Origin of the sequence: Citrobacter sp. Cf136 (genome assembly GCF_030333815.1) — a bacterium.
In the GTDB taxonomy this organism is placed as follows: domain Bacteria; phylum Pseudomonadota; class Gammaproteobacteria; order Enterobacterales; family Enterobacteriaceae; genus Citrobacter; species Citrobacter freundii.
On sequence record NZ_JAOWFE010000035.1, the window covers coordinates 71,720 to 95,997 of the forward strand.

Annotated in this window: 17 protein-coding genes and 2 pseudogenes; 10 read left to right on the plus strand and 9 right to left on the minus strand. The window is 52.8% G+C overall.

Annotation, left to right across the window (positions count from 1 at the left end):
* Positions 1–10 precede the first annotated feature (10 nt).
* Both feoC and OGV98_RS12810 read left to right on the plus strand, forming a co-directional pair.
* Positions 11–247, plus strand: a complete 237-nt coding sequence (gene feoC / locus OGV98_RS12805; RefSeq protein ID WP_003023516.1) for a [Fe-S]-dependent transcriptional repressor FeoC — start codon at positions 11–13, stop codon at positions 245–247.
* A gap of 160 nt (positions 248–407) precedes the next feature.
* Positions 408–1,151, plus strand: a pseudogene (locus tag OGV98_RS12810) (Rpn family recombination-promoting nuclease/putative transposase); the annotation flags it as partial.
* Positions 1,152–1,196: 45 nt separating this feature from the next.
* Here OGV98_RS12810 and bioH read toward each other — a convergent pair.
* Entirely contained in the window at positions 1,197–1,967 is a 771-nt protein-coding gene (gene bioH, locus OGV98_RS12815) for a pimeloyl-ACP methyl ester esterase BioH (protein WP_086550550.1), read from the minus strand.
* Between the two features lie 37 nt (positions 1,968–2,004).
* Here bioH and gntX point away from each other — a divergent pair, with 37 nt between their 5' ends.
* The 3 genes from gntX (at position 2,005) to gntT (ending at position 5,007) form a co-directional block, all read left to right on the plus strand.
* The gene (gene gntX, locus OGV98_RS12820; RefSeq protein WP_138827997.1) at positions 2,005–2,688 is read left to right on the plus strand and encodes a DNA utilization protein GntX; all 684 of its coding nucleotides are present in this window, start codon (positions 2,005–2,007) and stop codon (positions 2,686–2,688) included.
* Positions 2,689–2,746: 58 nt separating this feature from the next.
* A complete protein-coding gene (nfuA, locus tag OGV98_RS12825) occupies positions 2,747–3,322 on the plus strand; it encodes a Fe-S biogenesis protein NfuA (protein WP_003023509.1) in 576 nt (191 codons plus the stop codon).
* Between the two features lie 368 nt (positions 3,323–3,690).
* Positions 3,691–5,007, plus strand: a complete 1,317-nt coding sequence (gene gntT / locus OGV98_RS12830; RefSeq protein WP_003023507.1) for a gluconate transporter — start codon at positions 3,691–3,693, stop codon at positions 5,005–5,007.
* A gap of 137 nt (positions 5,008–5,144) precedes the next feature.
* Here gntT and malQ read toward each other — a convergent pair whose 3' ends face one another.
* Together malQ and malP are read right to left on the minus strand one after the other, a co-directional pair.
* Positions 5,145–7,232, minus strand: a complete 2,088-nt coding sequence (malQ, locus tag OGV98_RS12835; protein ID WP_202580950.1) for a 4-alpha-glucanotransferase — start codon at positions 7,230–7,232, stop codon at positions 5,145–5,147.
* Positions 7,233–7,241: 9 nt separating this feature from the next.
* Entirely contained in the window at positions 7,242–9,635 is a 2,394-nt protein-coding gene (malP, locus tag OGV98_RS12840) for a maltodextrin phosphorylase (protein ID WP_003837878.1), read from the minus strand.
* Between the two features lie 390 nt (positions 9,636–10,025).
* Between malP and OGV98_RS12845 the strand changes: the two are divergent.
* The 4 genes and pseudogenes from OGV98_RS12845 (at position 10,026) to malT (ending at position 15,154) form a co-directional block, all read left to right on the plus strand.
* Positions 10,026–10,506 (plus strand): annotated as a pseudogene (locus tag OGV98_RS12845) (Hcp family type VI secretion system effector).
* A gap of 29 nt (positions 10,507–10,535) precedes the next feature.
* Positions 10,536–11,402, plus strand: a complete 867-nt coding sequence (locus OGV98_RS12850) for a hypothetical protein (protein ID WP_061549135.1) — start codon at positions 10,536–10,538, stop codon at positions 11,400–11,402.
* Positions 11,403–11,411: 9 nt separating this feature from the next.
* Positions 11,412–11,843, plus strand: a complete 432-nt coding sequence (locus OGV98_RS12855; protein ID WP_049000807.1) for a DUF1240 domain-containing protein — start codon at positions 11,412–11,414, stop codon at positions 11,841–11,843.
* Positions 11,844–12,448: 605 nt separating this feature from the next.
* Entirely contained in the window at positions 12,449–15,154 is a 2,706-nt protein-coding gene (gene malT / locus OGV98_RS12860; protein WP_003848003.1) for an HTH-type transcriptional regulator MalT, read from the plus strand.
* 41 nt (positions 15,155–15,195) lie between these two features.
* On the opposite strand, the gene OGV98_RS12865 is transcribed toward malT, so the two are convergent.
* The 3 genes from OGV98_RS12865 to glpE all read right to left on the minus strand — a co-directional run bounded on the left by OGV98_RS12865 (position 15,196) and on the right by glpE (position 17,282).
* Positions 15,196–15,954: a DeoR/GlpR family transcriptional regulator gene (locus OGV98_RS12865; protein WP_003023499.1), complete on the minus strand. Its 759-nt coding sequence runs from the start codon at positions 15,952–15,954 to the stop codon at positions 15,196–15,198.
* A gap of 95 nt (positions 15,955–16,049) precedes the next feature.
* The gene (gene glpG / locus OGV98_RS12870) at positions 16,050–16,880 is read right to left on the minus strand and encodes a rhomboid family intramembrane serine protease GlpG (protein ID WP_003023496.1); all 831 of its coding nucleotides are present in this window, start codon (positions 16,878–16,880) and stop codon (positions 16,050–16,052) included.
* Positions 16,881–16,955: 75 nt separating this feature from the next.
* Positions 16,956–17,282, minus strand: a complete 327-nt coding sequence (gene glpE, locus OGV98_RS12875; protein ID WP_003023495.1) for a thiosulfate sulfurtransferase GlpE — start codon at positions 17,280–17,282, stop codon at positions 16,956–16,958.
* Positions 17,283–17,480: 198 nt separating this feature from the next.
* On the opposite strand from glpE, the gene glpD reads away from it, so the two are divergent.
* Positions 17,481–18,989 carry a glycerol-3-phosphate dehydrogenase gene (gene glpD, locus OGV98_RS12880; RefSeq protein WP_003023494.1) on the plus strand — a complete coding sequence of 503 codons (1,509 nt, stop codon included), beginning with the start codon at positions 17,481–17,483 and terminating at the stop codon, positions 18,987–18,989.
* Between the two features lie 90 nt (positions 18,990–19,079).
* Here glpD and glgP read toward each other — a convergent pair whose 3' ends face one another.
* From glgP to glgC, 3 genes are read right to left on the minus strand one after another with little or no spacing between them, the layout of a single operon-like run.
* A complete protein-coding gene (gene glgP / locus OGV98_RS12885) occupies positions 19,080–21,527 on the minus strand; it encodes a glycogen phosphorylase (RefSeq protein WP_003023492.1) in 2,448 nt (815 codons plus the stop codon).
* A 19-nt stretch (positions 21,528–21,546) separates the two neighbouring features.
* Positions 21,547–22,980 (minus strand): glycogen synthase GlgA, encoded by a 1,434-nt coding sequence (gene glgA, locus OGV98_RS12890; protein WP_003023490.1) that lies wholly within the window; start codon positions 22,978–22,980, stop codon positions 21,547–21,549.
* Positions 22,980–24,275, minus strand: a complete 1,296-nt coding sequence (glgC, locus tag OGV98_RS12895) for a glucose-1-phosphate adenylyltransferase (RefSeq protein WP_003023489.1) — start codon at positions 24,273–24,275, stop codon at positions 22,980–22,982. The genes glgA and glgC overlap by 1 nt, the downstream gene beginning before the upstream one ends.
* Positions 24,276–24,278 lie beyond the last annotated feature (3 nt).

The window sequence follows — 24,278 nt, forward strand, 5'->3', positions numbered from 1 at the left end:
GTTATCGACAATGGCATCACTTATTCAGGTTCGTGATTTATTGGCTTTGCGGGGGCGCATGGAGGCGACACAAATAAGCCACACGCTGCATACCCCGCAGCCCATGATTGACGCCATGCTGAATCAGTTAGAAAAGATGGGCAAAGCGGTGCGGATTCAGGAAGATGCCGACGGGTGTCTTTCCGGAAGCTGCAAAAGTTGCCCGGAAGGTAAAGCCTGCCTGCGCGAGTGGTGGGCTTTGCGCTAATCAGATGCTCTTTGCCGGATGGCGCTACGCTTATCCGGCCTACAAATGATGCAAACGTCCAGGCCGGATAATTCGTTTATGCAGATATCCGGCTTTTTGCGTAATGGATTCCACATAGATTTCATTATTTCAGCAAAAAAGATCTATCCTCCAGCCAGCTACCCGCGAAGGTGATGGTTACATTTACACCATTATTGAACATCAAAGCAGCGCCGATGCTCACATGGCATTTCGGCTAATACGCTATGCCATTGCGGTAATGCAGCGTCATCTGGATGCGGGACATAAGAAGCTGCCTCTGGTAATCCCCCTACTTTTTTATCATGGTGCAGCAAGCCCATACCCCTATTCACTTTGTTGGCTGGACGAGTTTGATGACCCGGAGTCCGCCAGACAGCTTTATAGCACCGCGTTTCCACTGATCGATATCACCGTTGTGCCCGATGACGAGATTATGCAGCATCGCCGGATGGCGCTGTTGGAACTCATCCAAAAACATATCCGTAAACGCGATTTGATGGGGCTGGTAGAAAAACTCGCCATCCTGCTTGTTAAAGGACACGCTAATGACAACCAGTTGAAAGCCTTGTTTAATTACCTGATCCAAGCCGGAGACACCATGCATTTTGGGGAATTTATTCATGAAGTCGCCGAACGTTTACCCCAACACAAGGAGAGATTGATGACAATCGCTGAGAGGCTACGGCAGGAAGGACATTTTAATGGTCTTCAGGAAGGCCATCGGAAAGGATTACAAGAGGGGTTACAAACAGGTCTACAACAAGGCAAACGAGAGGAAGCTTTGCGCATCGCGACGACCATGATAGCGGATGGTATCGACAGATTAACAATACTCAGAATTACCGGGCTTAGCGCTAAAGACCTGCCTGCGCAACCGCATTAATTTCAGGCCCGGCAAGCGCGACGCTACCGGGCAAGTCAACATTGGCTATAGCTGTTGTTTTAACGCCACCAGCGCTGAGCAGAACTCCGCCGGATGCGAGATAAACGGCGCATGCGCCGCCTTAGCAAACACCAACGACTCGCTCTGCGGCCACAGGGCATCCAGCATCGGGACGACTTTGCGCGGCACCAGGCCATCAAGATAGCCGTATAGCCGCAGGAAAGGCATTTCCACCGTGCACAGCGGTTCTCGCAGATCGACCGTTTTCAGGATCTCCAGCCCGCCATTAAGCACTTCGACGTCCGGCATGGGTAAAGCCAGCACCGTTTTCTTCAACGCTCGCGCATCCTGACGCGCGGTTTCCGTACCCATCGTTTGCAATGCCAGAAAACGCTCCACTGTACGCTGGAAATCTTCGCTCAACTGCTGCTGGAAGCCTGCCAGCACCTCTGGCTTGATACCCGGCCACTCATCCCGCGCGCTAAAGCAAGGGGAAGACGCGACGGTCACCAGCGCCTGAACACGCTCAGGATGCGTTAGGGCTACCTGACTCGCGACCAGCCCGCCCAGACTCCAGCCGAGCCAGATAGCTTTCTCCGGTGCCTGATTCAATACCCGCTCAGCCATCTCTTCCAGCGACATTGCACCGAAACCCTGGCTACGACCAAATCCCGGTAAGTCGACAAGATGCAGCGTAAAATGCGAACTCAGTTCCTCGCTTATGCAATGCCACACTTGCGCATTCAGTCCCCATCCGTGCAGCAGCACAAGATGGCAATTTCCCGAACCCTGGGTCTGCCACCAGATGTCATTCATCAGTTATTGTTCTCTTTTAGCCTGAAAGGATGCATCTATGCTAACAGTACCGGGATTGTGCTGGCTATGCCGAATGCCCCTGACGTTAGGGCATTGGGGGATCTGCTCAGTCTGTACGCGGGCAACGCGCCAACACGCCAGCCTATGCCCCCAATGTGGACTCCCTGCCGCTCATACCGTCATTCCCTGTGGGCGCTGCCTGCAAAAACCGCCGCCGTGGCAGCGGCTGGTCACCGTCAGCGACTATGTTCCGCCGTTGAGCGGGCTTATCCACCAGCTCAAGTTTTCGCGATGCAGCGAAACAGCCTCCGCTCTTTCGCGTTTGCTGTTGCTGGAGGTACTACAGGCCCGGCGCGTCAGCGCCCTTCCTCTGCCGGACAGGCTGGTCAGCGTCCCGCTCTGGCAACGTCGACACTGGCGCAGAGGGTTTAATCAGAGCGATTTACTGTGCCGTCCGCTTGCACGCTGGCTGGGTTGCGACTGGGACAGCCAGACCGTCTCGCGGGTTCGGGCAACCGCCACGCAGCACCATCTCAGCGCCCGATTACGTAAACGTAACCTGAAAAATGCCTTTCGCCTTGAATTGCCGGTGCAGGGACTCCATATGGTTATTGTGGATGATGTCGTCACTACCGGAAGTACCGTCGCGGAAATCGCGCAGCTGCTTTTACGCAACGGCGCGGCGACTGTCCAGGTATGGTGCCTGTGTCGAACCTTGTAGAGCCTCGATGATGGGCGTATTATAACCAAGTAAAATAGTCAACTATTAGGCCATTACTATGATCCATATTTCCGATGCTGCACAAGCGCACTTTGCCAAACTGCTGGCAAATCAGGAAGAAGGGACACAAATCCGCGTATTTGTGATTAATCCCGGCACGCCTAACGCTGAATGCGGCGTTTCTTATTGTCCGCCGGACGCCGTGGAAGCAACCGACACCGCCATTAAATTTGACCTGCTGACCGCATATGTTGATGAACTGAGCGCACCGTATCTGGAAGATGCAGAAATCGATTTCGTTACCGACCAGTTAGGCTCCCAGCTGACCCTGAAAGCACCAAACGCCAAAATGCGTAAAGTTGCCGATGATGCACCGCTGATGGAACGCGTGGAGTACATGCTGCAATCGCAGATCAACCCACAGCTGGCTGGTCATGGTGGTCGCGTATCTCTGATGGAAATCACCGATGAAGGCTACGCCATTCTGCAGTTTGGCGGCGGCTGTAACGGCTGTTCAATGGTCGATGTGACGCTGAAAGAAGGTATCGAGAAGCAGCTGCTGGCTGAATTCCCTGAACTGAAAGGCGTTCGCGATTTAACCGAACACCAGCGCGGCGAGCACTCTTACTACTAACGACCAGACTTGTAAGCCCGGTAAGACGCATCCGCGTCGCCACCGGGCATCGATGCCGGATGGCAGCGTAAACGCTTTATCCGGCCTACGCCCTTACATTTCTCTGCACGTATCCTGTAATAATCCCCCGCATAATTTGACCAGCCTCTCATAATTTAAATTTTGCCTGCCCAGGTGATTTTCAAGCGCCACATGTTACCCGTATCATTCGTATCAGCACCTAACACACACATAATAGTCCGCTAAACTGATTAGTTTTGCAGGCAACCAGCATTGGTGCTGAGAATACTCTGTTCCCGGTCGGGACAATCGGAATTTGTCATCTAAACACTGACGTTACCCATAACAAAGTTAAGGCCAGGTAAATCATGCCATTAGTCATCGTTGCTATCGGTGTAATCTTGTTACTCCTCCTGATGATCCGTTTCAAAATGAACGGCTTCATCGCTCTCGTCCTGGTGGCGCTTGCTGTCGGATTGATGCAAGGGATGCCACTGGATAAAGTCATCGGTTCAATTAAAGCCGGCGTCGGCGGAACCCTTGGCAGCCTCGCCCTGATTATGGGTTTTGGCGCCATGCTGGGCAAAATGCTGGCGGACTGCGGCGGCGCACAGCGCATCGCAACCACCCTGATTGCTAAATTCGGCAAAAAACATATTCAGTGGGCGGTGGTATTAACCGGCTTCACCGTTGGTTTTGCCCTGTTCTACGAAGTTGGTTTCGTACTGATGCTGCCGCTGGTGTTCACCATTGCCGCTGCTGCCAATATCCCGCTGCTGTACGTTGGCGTGCCAATGGCTGCGGCACTGTCCGTAACGCACGGCTTCCTGCCACCGCACCCGGGTCCAACCGCTATTGCCACCATTTTCCACGCAGATATGGGTAAAACCCTGCTGTTTGGTACGATTCTGGCAATCCCGACCGTTATTCTCGCCGGTCCGGTATACGCACGTTTCCTGAAAGGCATTGATAAGCCAATCCCGGAAGGTCTGTACAGCGCAAAAACCTTCACTGAAGAAGAGATGCCAGGCTTTGGCGTCAGCGTCTGGACCTCTCTGGTCCCGGTTATTCTGATGGCGATGCGCGCCGTGGCGGAGATGATTCTGCCGAAAGGTCATGCTTTCCTGACGGTTGCAGAATTCCTCGGTGACCCGGTCATGGCAACGCTGATTGCAGTGCTGATTGCGATGTTCACGTTTGGTCTGAACCGCGGACGTTCGATGGATCAGATTAACGACACACTGGTGTCTTCAATCAAAATCATCGCGATGATGCTGTTGATTATCGGCGGCGGCGGTGCCTTCAAACAGGTCCTGGTTGATAGCGGCGTGGACAAATACATCGCTTCAATGATGCATGGCTCTAACGTGTCTCCGCTGCTGATGGCATGGTCTATCGCTGCAGTACTGCGTATCGCATTGGGTTCCGCAACCGTTGCAGCGATCACCGCTGGTGGGATAGTGGCGCCGCTGATTGCAACAACCGGCGTAAGCCCTGAGCTGATGGTTATTGCGGTTGGTTCCGGTTCTGTCATCTTCTCCCACGTGAACGATCCAGGCTTCTGGCTGTTCAAGGAGTACTTCAACCTAACCATCGGTGAAACCATCAAGTCATGGTCAATGCTGGAAACCATTATCTCCGTCTGCGGTCTGGTAGGGTGTCTGCTGCTGGGTATGGTGGTTTAATCGAGACAGTTTGTAGGCCGGATAAGGTAAAGCCGCCATCCGGCAATGTGCGTCAGAATTACCTGATGGCGCTGCGCTTATCAGGCCTACGTGCTACGAACTATCACCATAAAAAAGCCGGGGAAATCCCCGGCTTTTTACTTCTTCTTCGCCGCCGCTTTTCGCCGCTTATCCAAATCCTTAATCAGCTTATTCACTCTCTCATCGGCAAACATCTGCTCCAGCGTGGCGGTGAGCTTACGCCGCCAGTTTTTGTACTGGTCGCTGGTCCCCGGAATGTTGACCGGTTCAGCCATATCCAGCCAGTCTTCCGGTTGTAGGCCCAGCAGCGCACTGTTGCTGTCAGCGATGTAGCGTTGCATGCCGCGATTAAGAATCGGCGTCATCGACATCAGGGATGCCTTGTGACCGGCACGTTTTGGCAGGCAGCCGTATTTGTGCAGCGCGTCCAGCAGCCCCTGTTTCGCCAGTTCTCGGTCCTGATACAACCCGCGCAGCACGACTTCATCCGGATACAGGCCCAGTGCTTTACCCAGCGTCAAATCGCCGCTATCCCAATAACCTTTAAGCGTAGGAAGGTCATGCGTCGCCGCGACTGCCATTGATTGTTCCGGGTACGCTTTCGGCGTACGGAAGTTTTTCTCATGGTCATTCTCGAAATAAAGCACTTTGTAGGAGTACACGCCGCTGTCACGCAGCTTGCTGACGATCTCCACTGGCACAGTACCCAGATCCTCACCAATTACCATGCAGTGATGACGTTTACTCTCCAGCGCCAGAATTGAAAGCAGGTCATCGACCGGATAGTGCACGTAAGCGCCGTGATCGGCAGTTTCACCGTAGGGGATCCACCACAGACGCAGCATCGACATAACATGGTCGATACGCAGCGCACCGCAGTTCTGCATATTGGCGCGCAGCAGTTCGATAAACGGTTCGTAGGCGCGTGCCGTAATGATGTGCGGATCCATCGGCGGCAGCCCCCAGTTTTGTCCGAGTGGACCGAGAATATCCGGCGGCGCACCAACCGAGGCTTTCAGGCAATACAGCTCGCGGTCACACCAGGTTTCCGCCCCACCTTCGGCCACGCCAACCGCCAGATCGCGATACAGTCCAATCGGCATCGCAAAACTCTGGCTGGTTTTCCAGCAGTCAGCAAACTGGGTATACGCCAGCCACTGTAACCACAGGTAGAAATCCACATCGTCACGATGTTCTTCGCAGAATCGTTTTACCTCTGGCGAGTCCACTGACTGGAAAGCTTCCGGCCACACCGGCCATCCCCAGCGCAATGCGTCCTCTTTCACCTGATGCGCATGCAGCGCATCAAAGGCTGCCTGCCAGTAGAGGCTGTCCCCTTCCTGAGACACAAACTGGCGAAATGCCGCCATCTGCTCATCATCACGTGCGGAGAAGCTTTTCCACGCCATACGTAGCGCCGTCATCTTCAGTGCAGTAACGGCAGAATAATCAACCCACTCGGCATCGCGCGCACGTTGCAGAGCTTGCTGAGTCGCGGGTTTCTGCCACCACGCCTGCGCCTCTTTACTCAGGCGGAAATCGTCTACGGCGTTCACATCAATATAAATCACGTTCAACCAGCGGCGTGAAGACGGGCTGTACGGGCTGGCGCTCTCCGGGTTAGCCGGATACAGCGCGTGAATAGGATTTAGCCCGATAAACGCGCCGCCGCGTTGCGCCACATCTACCAGCATGGCGCGGAGATCGCCAAAGTCGCCAATCCCCCAATTCTTTTCTGATCGCAGGGCGTAGAGCTGAACGCATGCGCCCCACAGCTTCTGCCCGGCTAACAGCGCCTGCGGTTCATAGCAGCGCTTTGGCGCCACGATGATACGACAATGGGTACGCAGCTCGCCCTGGGTCAGGGTCAACGTGTGATACCCCTCCGGCAGCTTCGCCGGAAGAGTGAAAGATTTACCGCCGACGGCATGCCCTTTGTGCTGCACGCCCTCTTCGGTGGTCAGCAGCCAGTTAAACTCTCCGCTTCCCTCAACCGCCAGCGGCATTTTCTTGCCAGCGGTGTAGACCATGACATTCGGCACCGGAGTTACCGCCACCTGAGTGGCAGCGGTGGTGCGATGCATGGCGTCAAGCAAACGCCGTTTGGTTTCGGCACCAATAGACTGCGGTTTACCGTGGGCATTAATGTAATTGGGGCTGATCCCCGCCGCCAGCGCGGCATTATCCAGACGTTTGCTTTCCATCGCGATTCCTTAACGTTTCGCCTGCCAGATACGAGCCTGATAATCGCGGATGGAGCGATCCGAGCTGAACATGCCGCAACGTGCGGTATTCAGAATCGCCGCCCGGGTCCAGGCTTCCTGGTCACGATACAACACGTCAACCTGCTTCTGAGCTTCAACGTAGGCCGCGAAGTCCGCCATCACCAGATACGGGTCGCCGCCCTGCTTGCCGATACTGTGCAGCATCTGGTCAAAGGCATGCTTGTCGCCGTCGCTGTATTTCCCGCTTTCCAGCTCTTTCAGGACAGCATCCAGCACTTTGTCTTTTTTACGCCATTTCACCGGGTCGTAGCCTTTGGCTTTGAGCACCTTCACCTCTTCCACGGTATGACCAAAGATAAAGATATTCTCGTCACCCACCTTCTCGGCGATTTCGACGTTTGCGCCATCCAGCGTACCAACGGTTAACGCACCGTTCAGCGCCAGCTTCATGTTACCGGTGCCGGAAGCCTCTTTCCCTGCGGTTGAAATCTGCTCAGAGATATCCGCCGCCGGGATCAGCATTTCCGCCGCCGAGACACAATAATCCGGCAGGAAGACGACCTTCAGCTTGTCGCCCACTTGCGGGTCGTTATTGATAGTTTGTGCAACCTGGTTAATGGCGAAGATGATATTTTTCGCCAGGTAGTAACCTGGAGCAGCTTTTGCGCCAAACAGGAATACGCGCGGCACGCGATCTGCCTGCGGGTTCTCACGGATTTCTTTGTACAACGCCAGAATATGCAGCAGGTTGAGGTGCTGACGCTTGTACTCATGCAGACGTTTAATCTGAATATCAAAGATAGCGTTAGTCGTTATTTCAATACCGGTACGCGCTTTAATAAACTTCACCAGGCGCTCTTTGTTCGCCAGCTTGATGTCGCGATACTGCTGACGGAACTTCGCGTCGTCGGCGTATTTTTCCAGGTTAATCAACTGGTCGAGATCGTTGGCCCACTCTTTTTTCAGCGTTTTATCCAGCAGTGCGGCAAGCGCCGGGTTGCACTGCTTAATCCAGCGACGTGGGGTAATCCCATTGGTGACGTTATGGAATTTGTTCGGCCAGAGCTGGTGATATTCAGGGAACAGATCTTTCACCACCAGATCGGAGTGCAGCGCCGCCACACCGTTAACCGCAAAGCCGCTGACCACGCACATGTTAGCCATGCGCACCTGTTTGTTGTGCACCACCGCCAGCTTCGCCCAGACTTCAGCATCACCCGGCCAGGTTTTATCGACCAACGCCTTAAAGCGCTCGTTAATCTCTTTGATGATTTGCATATGGCGCGGCAGTAGCGCTTTCACCAGCTTCTCGTCCCAGCACTCCAACGCCTCTGGCATAAGGGTGTGGTTGGTGTAAGCAAAGGTTTTGCTGGTAATGGCCCACGCATCGTCCCAGCTCATCTGGTGCTCATCAATCAGCACGCGCAGCAGCTCAGGAATGGCAATGGTCGGGTGAGTATCGTTGAGCTGAATAACTTCAAAATCCGCCAGCTCATGAAGTTTACGCCCTGCCAGATGATGGCGGCGCAGAATGTCAGCTACAGAACAGGCACACTGGAAGTACTGCTGCATCAGGCGCAGCTTTTTACCCGCGGTGTGGTTATCGTTCGGGTACAGCACTTTCGTCAGTTTTTCGGCGTCGATGCCCTGCTGCTCTGCGCGCAGGAAATCACCGTCGTTAAATTTGGTCAGGTTAAACGGATGCGCGTGGCTGGCCTGCCACAGACGCAGCGGTTGCGCTACGCCGTTACGGTAGCCGAGAACTGGCAGATCCCAGGCCTGACCGGTGATGGTAAAACCTGGCTCCCAGTGGCCTTCTTTGCTGACCTTGCCGCCAATCCCAACCTGCACATCCAGCGCCTCATTGTGGCGGAACCACGGGTAGCTGCCACGATGCCAGTCATCCGGGGCTTCCATCTGTTGCCCATCGGCAAACGACTGACGGAACAGGCCGTACTGGTAGTTGAGGCCATACCCTGTCGCCGACTGGCCGACAGTCGCCATCGAATCGAGGAAGCAGGCTGCCAGGCGCCCCAATCCACCGTTACCCAACGCCGGATCGGTCTCTTCTTCCAGCAGGTCGGTCAGGTTGACATCATGTGCTTTCAGCTCATCGCTCACCTCCTGATACCAGCCGAGGTTGAGTAAGTTGTTGCCGGTCAGACGGCCAATCAAAAACTCCATCGAGATGTAGTTAACGTGACGTTGATTTTTTGCCGGTTTCGCCGCAGGCTGGGCGCTGAGTAACTCAGCCAACGCCCCACTCACTGCCTGCCACCACTGGCGCGACGTCATTTCTTGAGCCGACAGTAAACCGAAGCGCTGCCACTGACGCGTCAGGGCAGCCTGAAATTGATCTTTGTTGAAAGTAGGCTGTGACATAGGGGTTCCAGATCCTTAGGTAATAAAACAACGTTATCGCTAGTTTGCCTGGCTCGTTGTTGACATTCCTCATCCTGGCACGGATTAGGGAGGGAGGAGGAGCGGGGATGAGCATAAAAGTGTGATCGCCGCCACTTTATTATTACCAACTACGCTAATAAATCGACTGACTTCGCGGTGCACTGTACCTGAGACACCTCACCTGGTTTGACAAGAATCAGCATAATGCATTGCAAGAAGAGAAGACTAAGTATTAGTTATTATTTTTACAACAAGAACTACAGCCGTTTTTTAAAATAACAAGACGGTTGAAATTAAAATAACTCGAGAGCACACTGAGATAAACATTCGACAAAAAATAAATCAAACAAATATTATCCGGGGAACTATATGGCAAATTTATCTTGGATTACTCTTAAAGGCGAATTACAGGGTGATATTTCTGAAAGCTGCGGCACCAGGAACTCTATAGGAAATAAATCTCAGACAAATCATCTCAACCAAATTATGATTTATGGGCTTGAGCATGAAACATGCGCGTCAGCAGAACGTTAATCACCATGAACTCCAGATTATCAAACCTGTTGATCGTTCGTCCCCTTTGTTAAACAAAGCGATCAACGATAACGAAACGCTGGAGTGCGAAATATCCCTCTATCGAACCACACCTACAGGAATGCAAGAAATCTATTATAAAATTAAATTATTCAAAGCACATATATCAAACATTAAATTAATAGTCTCTCATAATATAATTGAAAACGGTAACGAAGCACAAGAACGCGTTTCTTTTATTTATGAATCGATTAGTTGGGAACACTGCATGGCAAGTACCAGCGCTTATAGCTTATGGAGTGAACGTACTTTCTGACGCCAGACATCCCTTAATAAGGAAAAATCATGCGCAAACGCAACAACGCATTAAATGGCAGCTCACTCGGGTTACGGAACGAATGGCCACAGGCAAGTGATTTTAATAGCTGGCATACCATGAACCCTGTGCAGCGCGATATGGCCTTTATGGATGGCTCATTTATCACGCAAAGTCATCACATCCTTCTGCTCACTCTCGAAGAAGCACAGCAGGTGGCGGACGATTTAATTGGCGGAGTGGATAAATTTTTTTCTTACCGCGCAGCACCCGGTAATATCAAAGATGGCCTGGATGGCTTCCGCAGTCTCTCTAAGCTCACCACCTATTACAATTCCGCACAGGAGCTGGTCTTTAATTTTACGGCAATCCGCATTAAAGCCATTGAATACAAAGTCGGCGGGAAAACCTATATCAAAATTACCGGGTATCCCGCCCTGCGCCGGATCCTTAACGGAACCCGCTATGGCGCCAGTCATCCACAGATGCTGGAAATGGCGATTGGTAGGCGTGGGCTTTATAACAGCCTTAGAAATGGCGTCAAATATTGCATTTACTTCTCACTTGCCTGGCGAGCAATCGAACTGATCTTTAAGTGTGATTATGATCTGGTGGATTTTTTGGTAGATATCTCAATGGATGCTGCAAAGGCGGTGGTGTCGGGGGTAGTGATTGGGATCATTGGAGGGATAGCGATATTATTTAGTGCACCAATATTCCTTACTACCGTCTGCATCATCATATCAGGATTCGCGCTTAATGCGAAATTAAACTCTCTTGATGAAAATACAGGATTGTCAAATTCATTAAAAGAAAAACTACGAACTTATATACTCCATAATAAAAATAGAATTGATAACTATGGTTTCGACTCACCATATTTTTACTCATTTTAAGATAATTATATGAAAAAAATATATATGCGCCTGATGGCTATTCTTGTCATTGTTTTCCTCCTTTGGATTCTTGACACACAACTCTTTGGATACGTAATGACTGATTTTTTATCCATCATAAAAATGGGTGATATTGTTTCCTATAATCATACACTTGTGCTAATAGGCGGAATACCTACTATTATTGTGATGACTATCAGTTTCGTCAGAATACTGTTCAGCAAAAGCTTTAAATATCAAAATTTCCCCAAATCGATTGAGGCGTGGGTTACGTGTGCCGTCGTAATCCCCTTTGCAGTAGGTTTGATTGCAGACTGTATTGCGCCCTTTTTCTTTCTGGCATCGTCATACACCCGTTGCCCTCAGGAAAAATTTGATGATTATCATGTCATTGATATCTCACTCTGCGAAACCATCATTGATAACCGTAGATTTTGGTAATAGGCTCATTCAGAGACTTCTTTTGTGGGCAACAATACCGATCTTTAAGTCTGATTATGATCTGGTGGATTTTTTGGTAGATATCTCAATGGATGCCGCAAAGGCAATGATATCGAGGGGGATTGGGATGCTGGTTACTGGAGCATTGGCAATATTTAGTGTTCTGGTAGTATTCACGACTCTTGGCATTATTATCGTAGGATTATTTTTCAAATATTAATTAAATTACCTTGTTCGGTAATGAACGACCGTTATCTCCACTAAAAATGAGGATTAAAACATTGCATCCCCATCGTCAATAATCGTTTCCGATAAAAATTATCACCAAAAGTAACAATTCAGACAATGCTATAAAAGCAAATGCTGATCCTTCAGAAGGTGTACAATCGCAAGCCTTGACCTTACGCCTCAGCAACTACGCATCCTGACACCGGTTTCAGTACGTGTCTATCATCTTAAGAATTTGTGACCAAGTGCAAATTAAGACAGTCCAATCCCGGACATAACTTGCAATAAATCTTAATCTGGCCGACCTTATATCTATTAATTACGAAGCGCAAAAAAAATCATTCTTCCCTATTTTCACACAGTGAAGTGACTAACTTATGTTGATTCCGTCTAAATTAAGTCGTCCGGTTCGACTCGACCATACGGTGGTTCGTGAGCGCCTGTTGGCTAAACTTTCCGGCGTGAACAATTTCAGGCTTGCCCTGATAACAAGTCCTGCTGGTTATGGAAAAACAACGCTGGTTTCACAATGGGCGGCGGGGAAGAACGACTTAGGCTGGTACTCTCTGGATGAAGGCGATAATCAACAAGAGCGCTTTGCCAGCTATCTGATCGCCGCCATCCAACAGGCAACGGGTGGACATTGCACCACCAGCGAAGCGATGGTGCAAAAGCGCCAGTACGCCAGTCTGACGTCACTGTTTGCCCAGCTATTTATCGAACTGGCCGAGTGGCACCGTCCGCTCTACCTGGTGGTGGATGATTATCATCTGATCTCCAATCCGGCTATTCACGAAGCGATGCGTTTCTTCCTGCGTCACCAGCCTGAAAACCTCACGCTGGTCGTACTGTCGCGCAACCTGCCGCAGTTAGGTATTGCCAACCTTCGGGTGCGCGATCAATTGCTGGAGATAGGCAGCCAACAGCTGGCCTTTAACCATCAGGAAGCCAAACAATTTTTCGACCGACGCTTGTCCTCTCCCATTGAAGCGGCAGAAAGCAGCCGGATGTGCGATGACGTTGCTGGCTGGGCCACAGCGTTACAGCTGATCGCCCTTTCCGCCCGCCAGAACAATAACTCTGCTCACCAGTCGGCACGACGCCTCGCCGGGATCAACGCCAGCCATTTGTCCGATTATCTGGTTGATGAAGTGCTGGACAGCGTCGACCTCGGCACCCGTCACTTCCTGCTGAAAAGCGCCATTCTGCGTTCCATGAACGATGCGCTGATCGTCCGGGTTACCGGGGAAGAAAATGGCCAGATGCGGCTGGAAGAAATTGAGCGCCAGGGGTTATTCCTGCAGCGGATGGATGACGTTGGCGAGTGGTTCAGCTATCACCCGCTGTTTGGCAGCTTTTTACGCCAGCGCTGCCAATGGGAGTTGGCGAACGAACTGCCCGAAATACACCGCGCCGCCGCCGAAAGCTGGATGGCGCAAGGCTTCCCCAGCGAAGCTATCCACCACGCGCTGGCGGCCGGTGACGCCCATATGCTGCGCGATATCCTGCTTAATCATGCGTGGGGACTGTTTAACCACAGCGAGCTGACGTTACTGGAAGAGTCGCTGAAAGCCCTGCCGTGGGAAAGCCTGCTGGAAAATCCGCGTCTGGTTCTGCTACAGGCCTGGCTGATGCAGAGCCAGCACCGCTACGGAGAGGTTAACACCCTGCTGGCGCGCGCAGAGCAGGAAATAAAAGGCGACATGGAGCCAACGCTGCACGCCGAATTCAACGCTTTACGGGCGCAGGTAGCGATTAACGATGGCAACCCTGACGAAGCCGAACGCCTGGCAAAACTGGCGCTGGATGAATTACCCATCGCCTGGTTCTATAGTCGTATCGTCGCCACCTCGGTGCACGGCGAAGTCCTGCACTGTAAGGGCGATCTCACGCGCTCTCTGGCGTTAATGCAGCAAACCGAGCAAATGGCACGTCATCATGACGTCTGGCATTACGCACTGTGGAGCCTTATCCAGCAAAGCGAAATTTTGTTTGCCCAAGGCTTTTTACAGGCCGCCTGGGAGACTCAGGAAAAAGCGTTCCAGTTGATCAAAGAGCAGCACCTGGAACAGCTGCCGATGCACGAGTTCCTGGTGCGCATTCGTGCGCAGCTACTGTGGGCATGGGCGCGTCTGGATGAATCAGAAGCCTCTGCCCGTAGCGGTATTGAACTGCTTTCCACTTTCCAGCCGCAGCAGCAGCTACAGTGTCTGGCGCTGCTGGTTCAGTGTTCACTTGCGCGGGGCGATCTTGATAACGCTCGCAGCCTGCTCAACCGTCTGGAAAACCTGCTGGGCAACGGTCACTATCACAGCGACTGGATCTCCAACGCCGATAAGGTGCGGGTGATTTACTGGCAAATGGTGAGCGACAAAAACTCTGCCGCCAACTGGCTGCGCCACACGCCGAAACCAGAATTCGCCAATAACCACTTCCTGCAAAGCCAGTGGCGCAACATCGCTCGCGCGCAAATCCTGTTGGGTGAGTTTGAACCGGCTGAAATTGTGCTGGAAGAGTTGAATGAAAATGCGCGCAATCTGCGCCTGATGAGCGATCTGAACCGTAACCTGCTGCTGCTTAATCAGCTCTACTGGCAGGCAGGGCGCAAAAATGACGCCCAGCGTGTGTTACTCGAGGCCCTACAGCTGGCGAACCGCACCGGGTTTATCAGCCACTTTGTTATCGAAGGCGAGGCCATGGCGCAACAACTGCGTCAGCTGATTCAGCTCAATACCTTACCGGAACTCGATCAGCACCGCGCCCAGCGCATTTTGCGTGAAATTAACCAGCATCATCGCCATAAATTCGCCCACTTCGATGAAGGGTTCGTTGAGCGTCTGCTGACTCACCCGGAAGTACCGGAGCTTATCCGCACCAGCCCGCTGACCCAGCGCGAATGGCAGGTTCTGGGACTAATTTATTCGGGCTACAGCAACGAGCAGATCGCCGCAGAGCTGGCCGTCGCGGCAACGACCATCAAGACGCACATCCGCAATTTGTACCAAAAGCTCGGCGTCGCACACCGCCAGGATGCGGTGCAACATGCGCAGAAGCTGCTGAAAATGATGGGATACGGCGTTTAGTTAATGCCTGATACGCGACGCTTATCAGGCCTGGAATTACCTTAGCACAGCTCTAACTGAATATGATGGTCAGCAATCACCTGCATCACACCAGCAGGCGGCAGCGTGTCGGTATACACCGCATCCACCATGCTGATGCTGCCCATATTCACCATCGCGTTACGCCCAAACTTCGAGTGGTCCACCACTAGCATCACATGACGTGAATTCTCAATGATCGCGCGTTTGGTGCGAACTTCGTGATAATCAAATTCCAGCAGCGAACCATCGCTGTCGATACCGCTGATGCCTAAGATGCCGAAGTCCAGACGGAACTGAGAAATAAAGTCGAGGGTCGCTTCGCCCATAATACCGCCGTCGCGGCTACGCAGTTCGCCACCGGCGAGGATTATGCGGAAATCCTCTTTCGCCATCAGCGTATTCGCCACATTGAGGTTGTTGGTCACAATGCGTAAATTGCTGTGATTGAGCAGCGCGTGAGCCACCGCTTCCGGCGTGGTTCCGATATCAATAAACAGCGTAGAACCGTTCGGGATCTGCGTGGCAACTTTGCGAGCAATGCGCTCTTTTTCCGCCGTCTGCGTTGCTTTACGGTCATGCCACGGGGTGTTAACCGAGCTGGATGGCAACGCCGCGCCGCCGTGATGGCGCAAAATCATGTTCTGATCGGCCAGATCGTTAAGATCGCGGCGAATCGTCTGCGGGCTGACGGAGAAATGCTCCACCAGCTCTTCAGTACTGACGTATCCCTGTTTTTTTACCAGCTCGATGATCGCGTCATGTCGTTGTGTTTGCTTCATTATTGTTCCCTGAAATTTTGCCGGATGCGCTGACGCTTATCCGGCCTACAAATTGGTCCAAACGCACACCGCCTTCCGGCACCACAAAACTTGAATCAAGTTCGTTTTCGTACATTTATAGTATCGGCAAACGCCATTGCCAAACCCACGGCCAACCCGGCGATATGAGCGCCATTCGCCATCGACATGCCGAATAGATCAAACCAGCCGGCAACAATCCAGATCAAGGCAAAGATAATCAAACCACGCTGCAGGAAAATACCGCTCTGCGGATCGCGCTCGCCGCGCAACCACACGTAGCCCATCAGCGCATACACCACGCCAGACAATCCACCAAACCACGGGCCGCTAAATTTCTGCTGAACATAGCCGCTCAACAGGGCGCTGATCACGGTAATAACAATCAGTTTTCCACTGCCCAGACGCTTTTCAACCGCACCGCCGAGATACCACCACCACAGCAGGTTGAACAGAATATGCATCAGCGAGAAGTGCATAAAAGCGTGGGTGAAATAACGCCAGAATTCAAATTTCAGCGAAGGGTCAAACGGCCATGCCAGCCAGAGCATCACAGCCTGGTCGCCCAGCACGTTCATCGCGATAAACACCAGCACACACGCGGCCATCACCAACCAGGTTACCGGACCTGCGCGTTCGCGCAATGTGGCCAGGAACGGATAACGTTGGTAGCGCAGACCGCTGTCGGTCTGACCCGACTGCCAGCTTGCTGCGAGGTAGCGCGGATCGCCCGGATTCTCCAGAAACCGCACCAGTTCAGCGTGCACGCGCTGAGCTTGGGACTCATCCGCCAGCCAGACATCCGTTTGCTGATGTTGTTGAATCGTCAGGATAACGCCCTGTGTCGCCATATAATCAACAAATGCCTGCGCCACGCGGGGGTTAGCAAAAGAGGTAATCATCAACATGGTTGCTGTCGCTTATTCCACACAAAAGAGCACAGTATATATATCCTGCCCGTTTCAGGCTGCATCTTTGTTAGCTTACGAACCGTATGCCACTTCTGCCGGAAAATGTCGATGCCAGGCGTCGAAGCCGCCATCAACGCTGTAAACCGCGTCATAGCCTTGTTGAAGAAGATATTGCGCCGCACCTTTACTGCTGTTGCCGTGATAACACATCACCAATACGGCGGTGTCGAAATCATGCTCGCGCATAAACGACCCCAGCGTGTCGTTCGTCAGATGAAACGCCTGCGGGGCATGACCCATCGCATAGCTTTGCGGGTCACGAATATCCACTAACACCGCCGCCCCCTGATGCAGCTTCTGATGCGCTTCTTCGACATTAATACATTCAAACTGATCCATTGCTCTCTCTTCTTTATATGGCAGGTGACGCTTTTCGGACATGTTACTTCTTAGTGTACGTCCCGACGGCAGTTAAACGCCATAATGTTATATGTATCACTGTAAATTGTTTATCCGATGTTACCAATGGCGCGAATCTTTGCTATTATGCTCGATAACGAACATTAATGAGCTATAACGAAAGTGCGAGAGGCCAGCATGGAAACCAAAGATCTGATTGTGATAGGTGGAGGCATCAACGGTGCCGGTATCGCGGCAGATGCCGCTGGACGCGGTTTATCCGTGCTGATGCTGGAAGCGCAGGATTTAGCCTGCGCCACCTCTTCCGCTAGCTCCAAACTCATCCACGGTGGCCTGCGCTACCTGGAACACTACGAATTTCGTCTGGTGAGCGAAGCGCTGGCCGAACGTGAAGTGCTGTTGAAAATGGCACCACACATCGCCTTCCCTATGCGCTTTCGTCTGCCCCACCGCCCGCACCTGCGTCCGGCGTGGATGATCCGGATTGGTTTGTTTATGTACGATCATCTGGGCAAACGCACCAGTTTGCCAAGTTCTACCGGTTTGCGTTTTGGCGCAGATTCTGTAATGAAACCTGAGATTGTGCGCGGTTTCGAATATTCTGACTGCTGGGTAGACGATGCACGACTGGTTTTGGCAAACGCCCAAATGGTCGTACGCAAAGGCGGAGAAGTATTAACCCGCACTCGCGCCACCTCTGCTCGCCGTGAAAACGGTTTGTGGATTGTTGAAGCTGAAGATATCGATACCGGCAAAAAACACACCTGGCAGGCGCGTGGCCTAGTCAACGCCACCGGTCCGTGGGTGAAAGAGTTCTTTGACGACGGTATGCACCTGCCATCGCCGTACGGTATTCGCCTGATTAAAGGCAGCCACATCGTGGTGCCGCGCGTCCATACCCAGAAACAAGCTTATATTCTGCAAAACGAAGATAAACGCATTGTGTTTGTTATCCCATGGATGGACGAATTCTCGATCATCGGGACGACAGACGTTGAATACAAAGGCGATCCGAAAGCGGTGAAAATTGATGAAAGCGAGATCAATTACCTGCTGAAGGTTTACAACGCGCACTTTAAGAAGCAGCTGGGCCGTGATGATATCGTCTGGACTTACTCGGGCGTGCGTCCGCTGTGCGATGACGAGTCTGACTCACCGCAGGCAATCACCCGTGATTACACGCTGGATATCCACGACGAAAACGGCAAAGCGCCGCTGCTGTCGGTCTTTGGCGGTAAGCTGACGACCTATCGTAAGCTGGCTGAACACGCGATGGAAAAACTGGCATCGTACTATCAGGGAATTGGTCCGGCGTGGACCAAAGAGTGCATTCTGCCAGGCGGTGACATTGGCGGCGATCGCGAAGACTACGCGGCCAAACTGCGCCGTCGCTACCCGTTCCTGACCGAGTCGCTGGCGCGCCATTATTCTCGCACCTACGGCAGCAACACCGAATGGGTCATCGGCGAAGCCACCTCGCTTGCCGAGTTAGGTGAAGACTTTGGCCATGAGTTTTATGAGGCCGAGCTGAAATACCTGGTCGATCACGAATGGGTTCGTCGTGCGGAAGATGCGTTGTGGCGTCGCACGAAAGAAGGTATGTGGCTGAACGCTGAGCAGCAGTCGCGCATGACCCAGTGGCTGGCTGAATACATTGAGAAGCACCAGCTGTCGCTGGCGTCCTGATAAAAATGCCGGATGGCGGCGACGCCTTATCCGGCCTACAAAGGTGCATAAACGTAGGCCGGGCAAGCGCAGCGCCCCCGGCCTCGTGTTTTACAACCGCACCGAATCAATATGCCAGATGTTTTCGGCGTACTCTTTGATCGTCCTGTCCGACGAGAAGTAGCCCATGTTGGCGATATTAATCATCGACTTAGTGGTCCACTCTTCCGGATGACGATACAGCTCATCAACCTTATCCTGACAATCAACGTAACTACGATAATCCGCCAGCACCTGATAGTGGTCGCCAAAGTTGATCAATGAGTCCACCAGGTCGCGATAGCGTCCCGGCTCCTCTGGGCTGAATACGCCACTGCCGATCTGCGTCAGCACCTGGTGCAGTTCCTCGTCTTTCTCGTAATATTCACGCGGCTTATAGCCCTGACTACGCAAAGCCTCAACCTCTTCCGCCGTATTACCAAAGATAAAGATATTTTCTGCGCCCACATGTTCCAGCATCTCGACGTTGGCACCATCCAGCGTACCAATGGTCAACGCGCCATTCAGCGCAAATTTCATATTACTGGTCCCGGAGGCTTCGGTCCCGGCCAGTGAAATCTGCTCAGACAGGTCGGCAGCAGGAATTATCACCTGCGCCAGGCTGACGCTGTAATTGGGGATAAACACCACTTTCAGTTTGTCGCCAATTTGCGGATCGTTATTGATCACTTTCGCGACATCGTTGATCAGATGAATGATGTGCTTCGCCATGTAATAGGCCGAAGCCGCTTTACCGGCGAAGATATTCACACGCGGCACCCACTCGGCGTCAGGATCGGCCTTAATGCGGTTGTAGCGGGTGATCACATGCAGCACGTTCATCAGCTGACGTTTGTATTCGTGAATACGCTTGATCTGTACGTCAAACAGCGATTTCGGATTCACTACCACGTTAAGCTGCTGGGCAATGAGCGTGGCCAGACGTTTTTTGTTCTCCAGCTTCGCTCGGCGTACCGCCTGGTTCACCAACGGGAAATCGCAGTGCTGTTCAAGCTCGCTCAACTGGCTGAGATCGGTACGCCAGGTGCGGCCAATATTCTCATCCAGCACCTCAGAGAGCGGCGGGTTAGCCAGCGCCAGCCAGCGACGCGGCGTCACACCATTGGTCACGTTGCAGAAGCGAGTCGGGAAAATCTTCGCAAAGTCAGCAAACAGCGACTGCACCATCAGGTTGGAGTGCAGTTCAGACACACCGTTAACCTTGTGGCTCACCACGACCGCCAGCCATGCCATACGCACCCGGCGGCCGTTAGATTCATCGATAATCGACGTCCGCCCCAGCAGACCGGTATCGTTCGGATACTGCTCCTGCAGCGTTTTCAGGAAGTAGTCGTTAATCTCAAAAATGATTTGCAGATGGCGCGGCAGAATTTTGCCCAGCATATCCACCGGCCAGGTCTCCAGCGCTTCGCTCATCAAAGTGTGGTTGGTATACGAGAAAACCTGACAGCACACTTCAAACGCATCATCCCAACTGAACTTGTGCTCATCAATCAACAGACGCATCAGCTCAGGGATCGACAGCACCGGATGGGTGTCGTTGAGGTGAATGGCGATTTTATCCGCCAGATTATCGTAGGTTTTGTGCAGTTGATAATGCCGATTCAGAATGTCCTGCACCGTGGAGGAGACCAGGAAATACTCCTGGCGCAAGCGCAGCTCGCGTCCTGAATAGGTGGAGTCATCCGGGTAAAGCACGCGGGAGACGTTCTCGGAGTGGTTTTTATCTTCCACCGCCGCAAAGTAGTCGCCCTGGTTAAATTTACCGAGGTTGATCTCGCTACTGGCCTGGGCATTCCACAGGCGCAGCGTGTTGGTGGCATCGGTGTCGTAACCGGGGATAATCTGGTCGTAGGCAACCGCGAGGATCTCTTCGGTTTCTATCCAGCGCGTTTTCTTGCCTTCCTGCTGTATACGCCCGCCAAAGCGCACTTTGTAGCGCGTATTGTGGCGTTTGAACTCCCATGGGTTACCGTATTCCAGCCAGTAGTCCGGCGACTCTTTCTGTCGGCCATCAACAATGTTTTGCTTGAACATGCCGTAGTCATAGCGAATACCGTAGCCGCGTCCCGGCAGTCCCAGCGTTGCCAGCGAGTCCAGGAAGCAGGCCGCCAGGCGCCCGAGGCCACCGTTGCCAAGACCCGGGTCGTTTTCTTCATCGATCAGATCTTCCAGATCCAACCCCATACCTTCCAGCGCATTTTTGACATCGTCATAAATACCCAACGATAACAGTGCATTGGAAAGCGTGCGGCCAATCAGAAACTCCATTGACAGGTAATAGACCTGACGAGTTTCCTGGGATAATTGCGCACGGTTAGAACGCAGCCAGCGCTCCACGAGACGATCGCGCACCGCGAACAACGTGGCGTTCAGCCACTCATGTTTATTGGCAATGACCGGGTCCTTACCAATCGTGAACATCAGCTTGTAGGCGATAGAATGCTTAAGTGCCTCTACGCTGAGTGTGGGCGATGCATAAGTAAATGGAGCATTCATATAGGTGATTCCTGGATATCTATTTCAAGCGATAGTAAAGCTCACGGTATGACTTCGCCGCGACTTGCCAGCTAAAATCCATGGTCATGGCCTGACGTTGTACAAACCGCCACAGCGAAGGCCGGGACCACAATACGAAAGCACGCCGGATCGCACGTAGTAGCGACCAGGCATTACTATCTTCAAATACAAACCCACTGGCGATACCGTCCGCCAGGTTTTCCAGCGAACTGTCAGAGACCGTATCAGCCAGCCCACCGGTGCGCCGCACCAGCGGCAGCGTGCCGTACTTCAGTCCATACAACTGCGTTAAGCCACATGGCTCAAAACGGCTGGGAACCAATATCACATCGGCTCCACCCATGATGCGGTGCGAGAAGGCTTCGTGATAGCCAATCTGCACGCCCACTTGCCCCGGATGTTCCGCCGCCGCGGCGAGGAAACCTTCCTGCAACACCGGATCGCCCGCGCCAAGTAACGCCAGTTGCCCCCCCTGCTCTAACAGACCCGGCAGAGCCTCCAGCACCAGATCCAACCCTTTCTGACTGGTCAGACGGCTCACGACAGCAAACAGCGGCACTTTGTCGTTAACCTTAAGTCCCATCGCGATCTGCAGCTGACGTTTGTTCTCCGCCTTCTCTTCCAGCGTGTCACGCGTATAGCGCGACGCTAGCAGCAGGTCGGTTTCCGGGCTCCAGATTTTTTCATCCACGCCGTTCAGCACGCCGGAAAGCCGTCCTTCCCGATGACGCTGCTGCAACAGACCTTCCATACCATAGGCAAACTGCGGCTCGGTAATCTCCCGCGCGTAAGTTGGACTCACTGCCGTAATGTGGTCTGCGTAGTACAACCCGGCCTTCAGGAACGAAATCTGGCCGTTAAACTCCAGCCCGTGCACATTAAAGAACGACCATGGCAATTGGATGTCATCCATATGCTTTGCATAAAACATGCCTTGATAAGCCAGGTTGTGTACGGTGAACACCGATTTCGCCGGATGGCCGCGCGCCGCCAGATACGCCGGGGCCAGACCGGCATGCCAGTCGTGCGCATGCACCACATCCGGGCGCCAGAATGGGTCAAGGCCGCAGGCCATTTCACATCCGGCCCAGCCAAGCAACGCAAAACGCAGGACGTTATCGGTATAAGCGAACAGGTTGGTGTCGTGATACGGGCTACCGGGACGGTCGTAAAGATGCGGCGCGTCAATCAGGTAAATACCCACGCCGTTGAAATGCCCGAAAAGCAGCGTGATACGTCCAGCGAAGGTATCGCGACGCGTCACGACCTGTGCATCGGGAATGCCGCGACGAATATCTGGAAACGCCGGGAGCAACACGCGGGCATCCACGCCGTCCGCAATTTGCGCGGCAGGTAACGCCCCAATAACATCCGCCAGTCCCCCGGTTTTTAACAGGGGGAACATCTCTGAACAAACGTGTAAAACCTGCATTATCGCTCCTGTTTGATCTGCAGTTTGCGCAGCATTTCACGCGTGACCAGCACAATGCCTTCCTCTGAACGGTAGAAACGACGCGCATCTTCTTCCGCGTTTTCACCTATCACCATGCCTTCAGGAATAACGCAGGCGCGGTCGATAATGCAACGACGTAAGCGGCACGAACGTCCCACCCACACTTCAGGTAACAACACTGCCGAATCAATGTTACAGAATGAATTCACCCGCACGCGCGGGAACAGAACGGACTGCACCACCACCGAACCTGAAATTATGCATCCGCCAGAAACCAGCGAGTTCAGCGTCATTCCGTGGCTACCGGAACGGTCCTGCACAAATTTCGCCGGTGGCAGCGATTCCATGTGCGTTCGGATTGGCCAGTCCTGGTCGTACATATCCAGTTCAGGCGTCACCGAAGCCAGATCAAGGTTCGCCTTCCAGTAGGCTTCCAGCGTCCCCACATCGCGCCAGTACGGTTCGGATTCCGGGTCAGACTGCACGCAGGACAACGGGAATGGATGTGCATACGCCATGCCAGCTTCGGTGATTTTCGGGATAATGTCTTTGCCAAAATCGTGACTGGATTTTTCATCGAGATCATCTTCCGCCAGCAGTTCATACAGATAATCGGCGTTGAAAATGTAGATCCCCATACTGGCAAGAGATTTGGTCGGGTCGCCTGGCATGGCTGGCGGGTTGGCGGGTTTTTCAACGAACTCGATAATTTTATCGGTGTCGTCCACGTCCATCACGCCAAACGCGCTGGCCTCTTCAATAGGCACTGGCATACAGGCCACGGTGCAACGCGCGCCCTTCTCGACGTGGTCGATCAGCATGCGTGAGTAGTCCTGCTTATAAATATGATCGCCCGCGAGGATCACCACGTATTCCGCTTTATAGCGTCGAATGATGTCCAGGTTTTGGGTGACGGCATCCGCCGTTCCGCGATACCAGTTTTCACCCTGCATTCTCTGCTGGGCAGGCAGCAAATCGACAAACTCATTCATCTCTTCGCTAAAGAACGACCAGCCGCGCTGAATATGCTGCACCAGCGTATGGGACTGGTACTGGGTGATCACGCCAATACGGCGGATCCCGGAGTTAATACAGTTGGATAAGGCAAAATCGATAATGCGGAACTTACCGCCAAAGTGCACAGCAGGTTTGGCACGTTTGTTGGTCAAATCTTTTAAGCGGGTACCGCGGCCACCGGCCAGGATCAGGGCAACAGATTTTAATGGCAGCTGGCGCGCCAACATTACACGATCGTTCTTCTCTAAACTCACCATGAC

Bases quoted from the DNA above. Each gene is read 5' to 3' on its own strand.
- glpD (WP_003023494.1), top strand. From the start codon at position 17,481: ATGGAAACCAAAGATCTGATTGTGATAGGTGGAGGCATCAACGGTGCC.
- OGV98_RS12865 (WP_003023499.1), bottom strand. From the start codon at position 15,954: ATGAAGCAAACACAACGACATGACGCGATCATCGAGCTGGTAAAAAAA.
- nfuA (WP_003023509.1), top strand. From the start codon at position 2,747: ATGATCCATATTTCCGATGCTGCACAAGCGCACTTTGCCAAACTGCTG.
- bioH (WP_086550550.1), bottom strand. From the start codon at position 1,967: ATGAATGACATCTGGTGGCAGACCCAGGGTTCGGGAAATTGCCATCTT.
- glpE (WP_003023495.1), bottom strand. From the start codon at position 17,282: ATGGATCAGTTTGAATGTATTAATGTCGAAGAAGCGCATCAGAAGCTG.
- glgA (WP_003023490.1), bottom strand. From the start codon at position 22,980: ATGCAGGTTTTACACGTTTGTTCAGAGATGTTCCCCCTGTTAAAAACC.
- malQ (WP_202580950.1), bottom strand. From the start codon at position 7,232: ATGGAAAGCAAACGTCTGGATAATGCCGCGCTGGCGGCGGGGATCAGC.
- feoC (WP_003023516.1), top strand. From the start codon at position 11: ATGGCATCACTTATTCAGGTTCGTGATTTATTGGCTTTGCGGGGGCGC.
- gntX (WP_138827997.1), top strand. From the start codon at position 2,005: ATGCTAACAGTACCGGGATTGTGCTGGCTATGCCGAATGCCCCTGACG.
- OGV98_RS12855 (WP_049000807.1), top strand. From the start codon at position 11,412: ATGAAAAAAATATATATGCGCCTGATGGCTATTCTTGTCATTGTTTTC.
- glgP (WP_003023492.1), bottom strand. From the start codon at position 21,527: ATGAATGCTCCATTTACTTATGCATCGCCCACACTCAGCGTAGAGGCA.
- OGV98_RS12850 (WP_061549135.1), top strand. From the start codon at position 10,536: ATGCGCAAACGCAACAACGCATTAAATGGCAGCTCACTCGGGTTACGG.
- malT (WP_003848003.1), top strand. From the start codon at position 12,449: ATGTTGATTCCGTCTAAATTAAGTCGTCCGGTTCGACTCGACCATACG.
- glpG (WP_003023496.1), bottom strand. From the start codon at position 16,880: ATGTTGATGATTACCTCTTTTGCTAACCCCCGCGTGGCGCAGGCATTT.
- malP (WP_003837878.1), bottom strand. From the start codon at position 9,635: ATGTCACAGCCTACTTTCAACAAAGATCAATTTCAGGCTGCCCTGACG.
- glgC (WP_003023489.1), bottom strand. From the start codon at position 24,275: ATGGTGAGTTTAGAGAAGAACGATCGTGTAATGTTGGCGCGCCAGCTG.
- gntT (WP_003023507.1), top strand. From the start codon at position 3,691: ATGCCATTAGTCATCGTTGCTATCGGTGTAATCTTGTTACTCCTCCTG.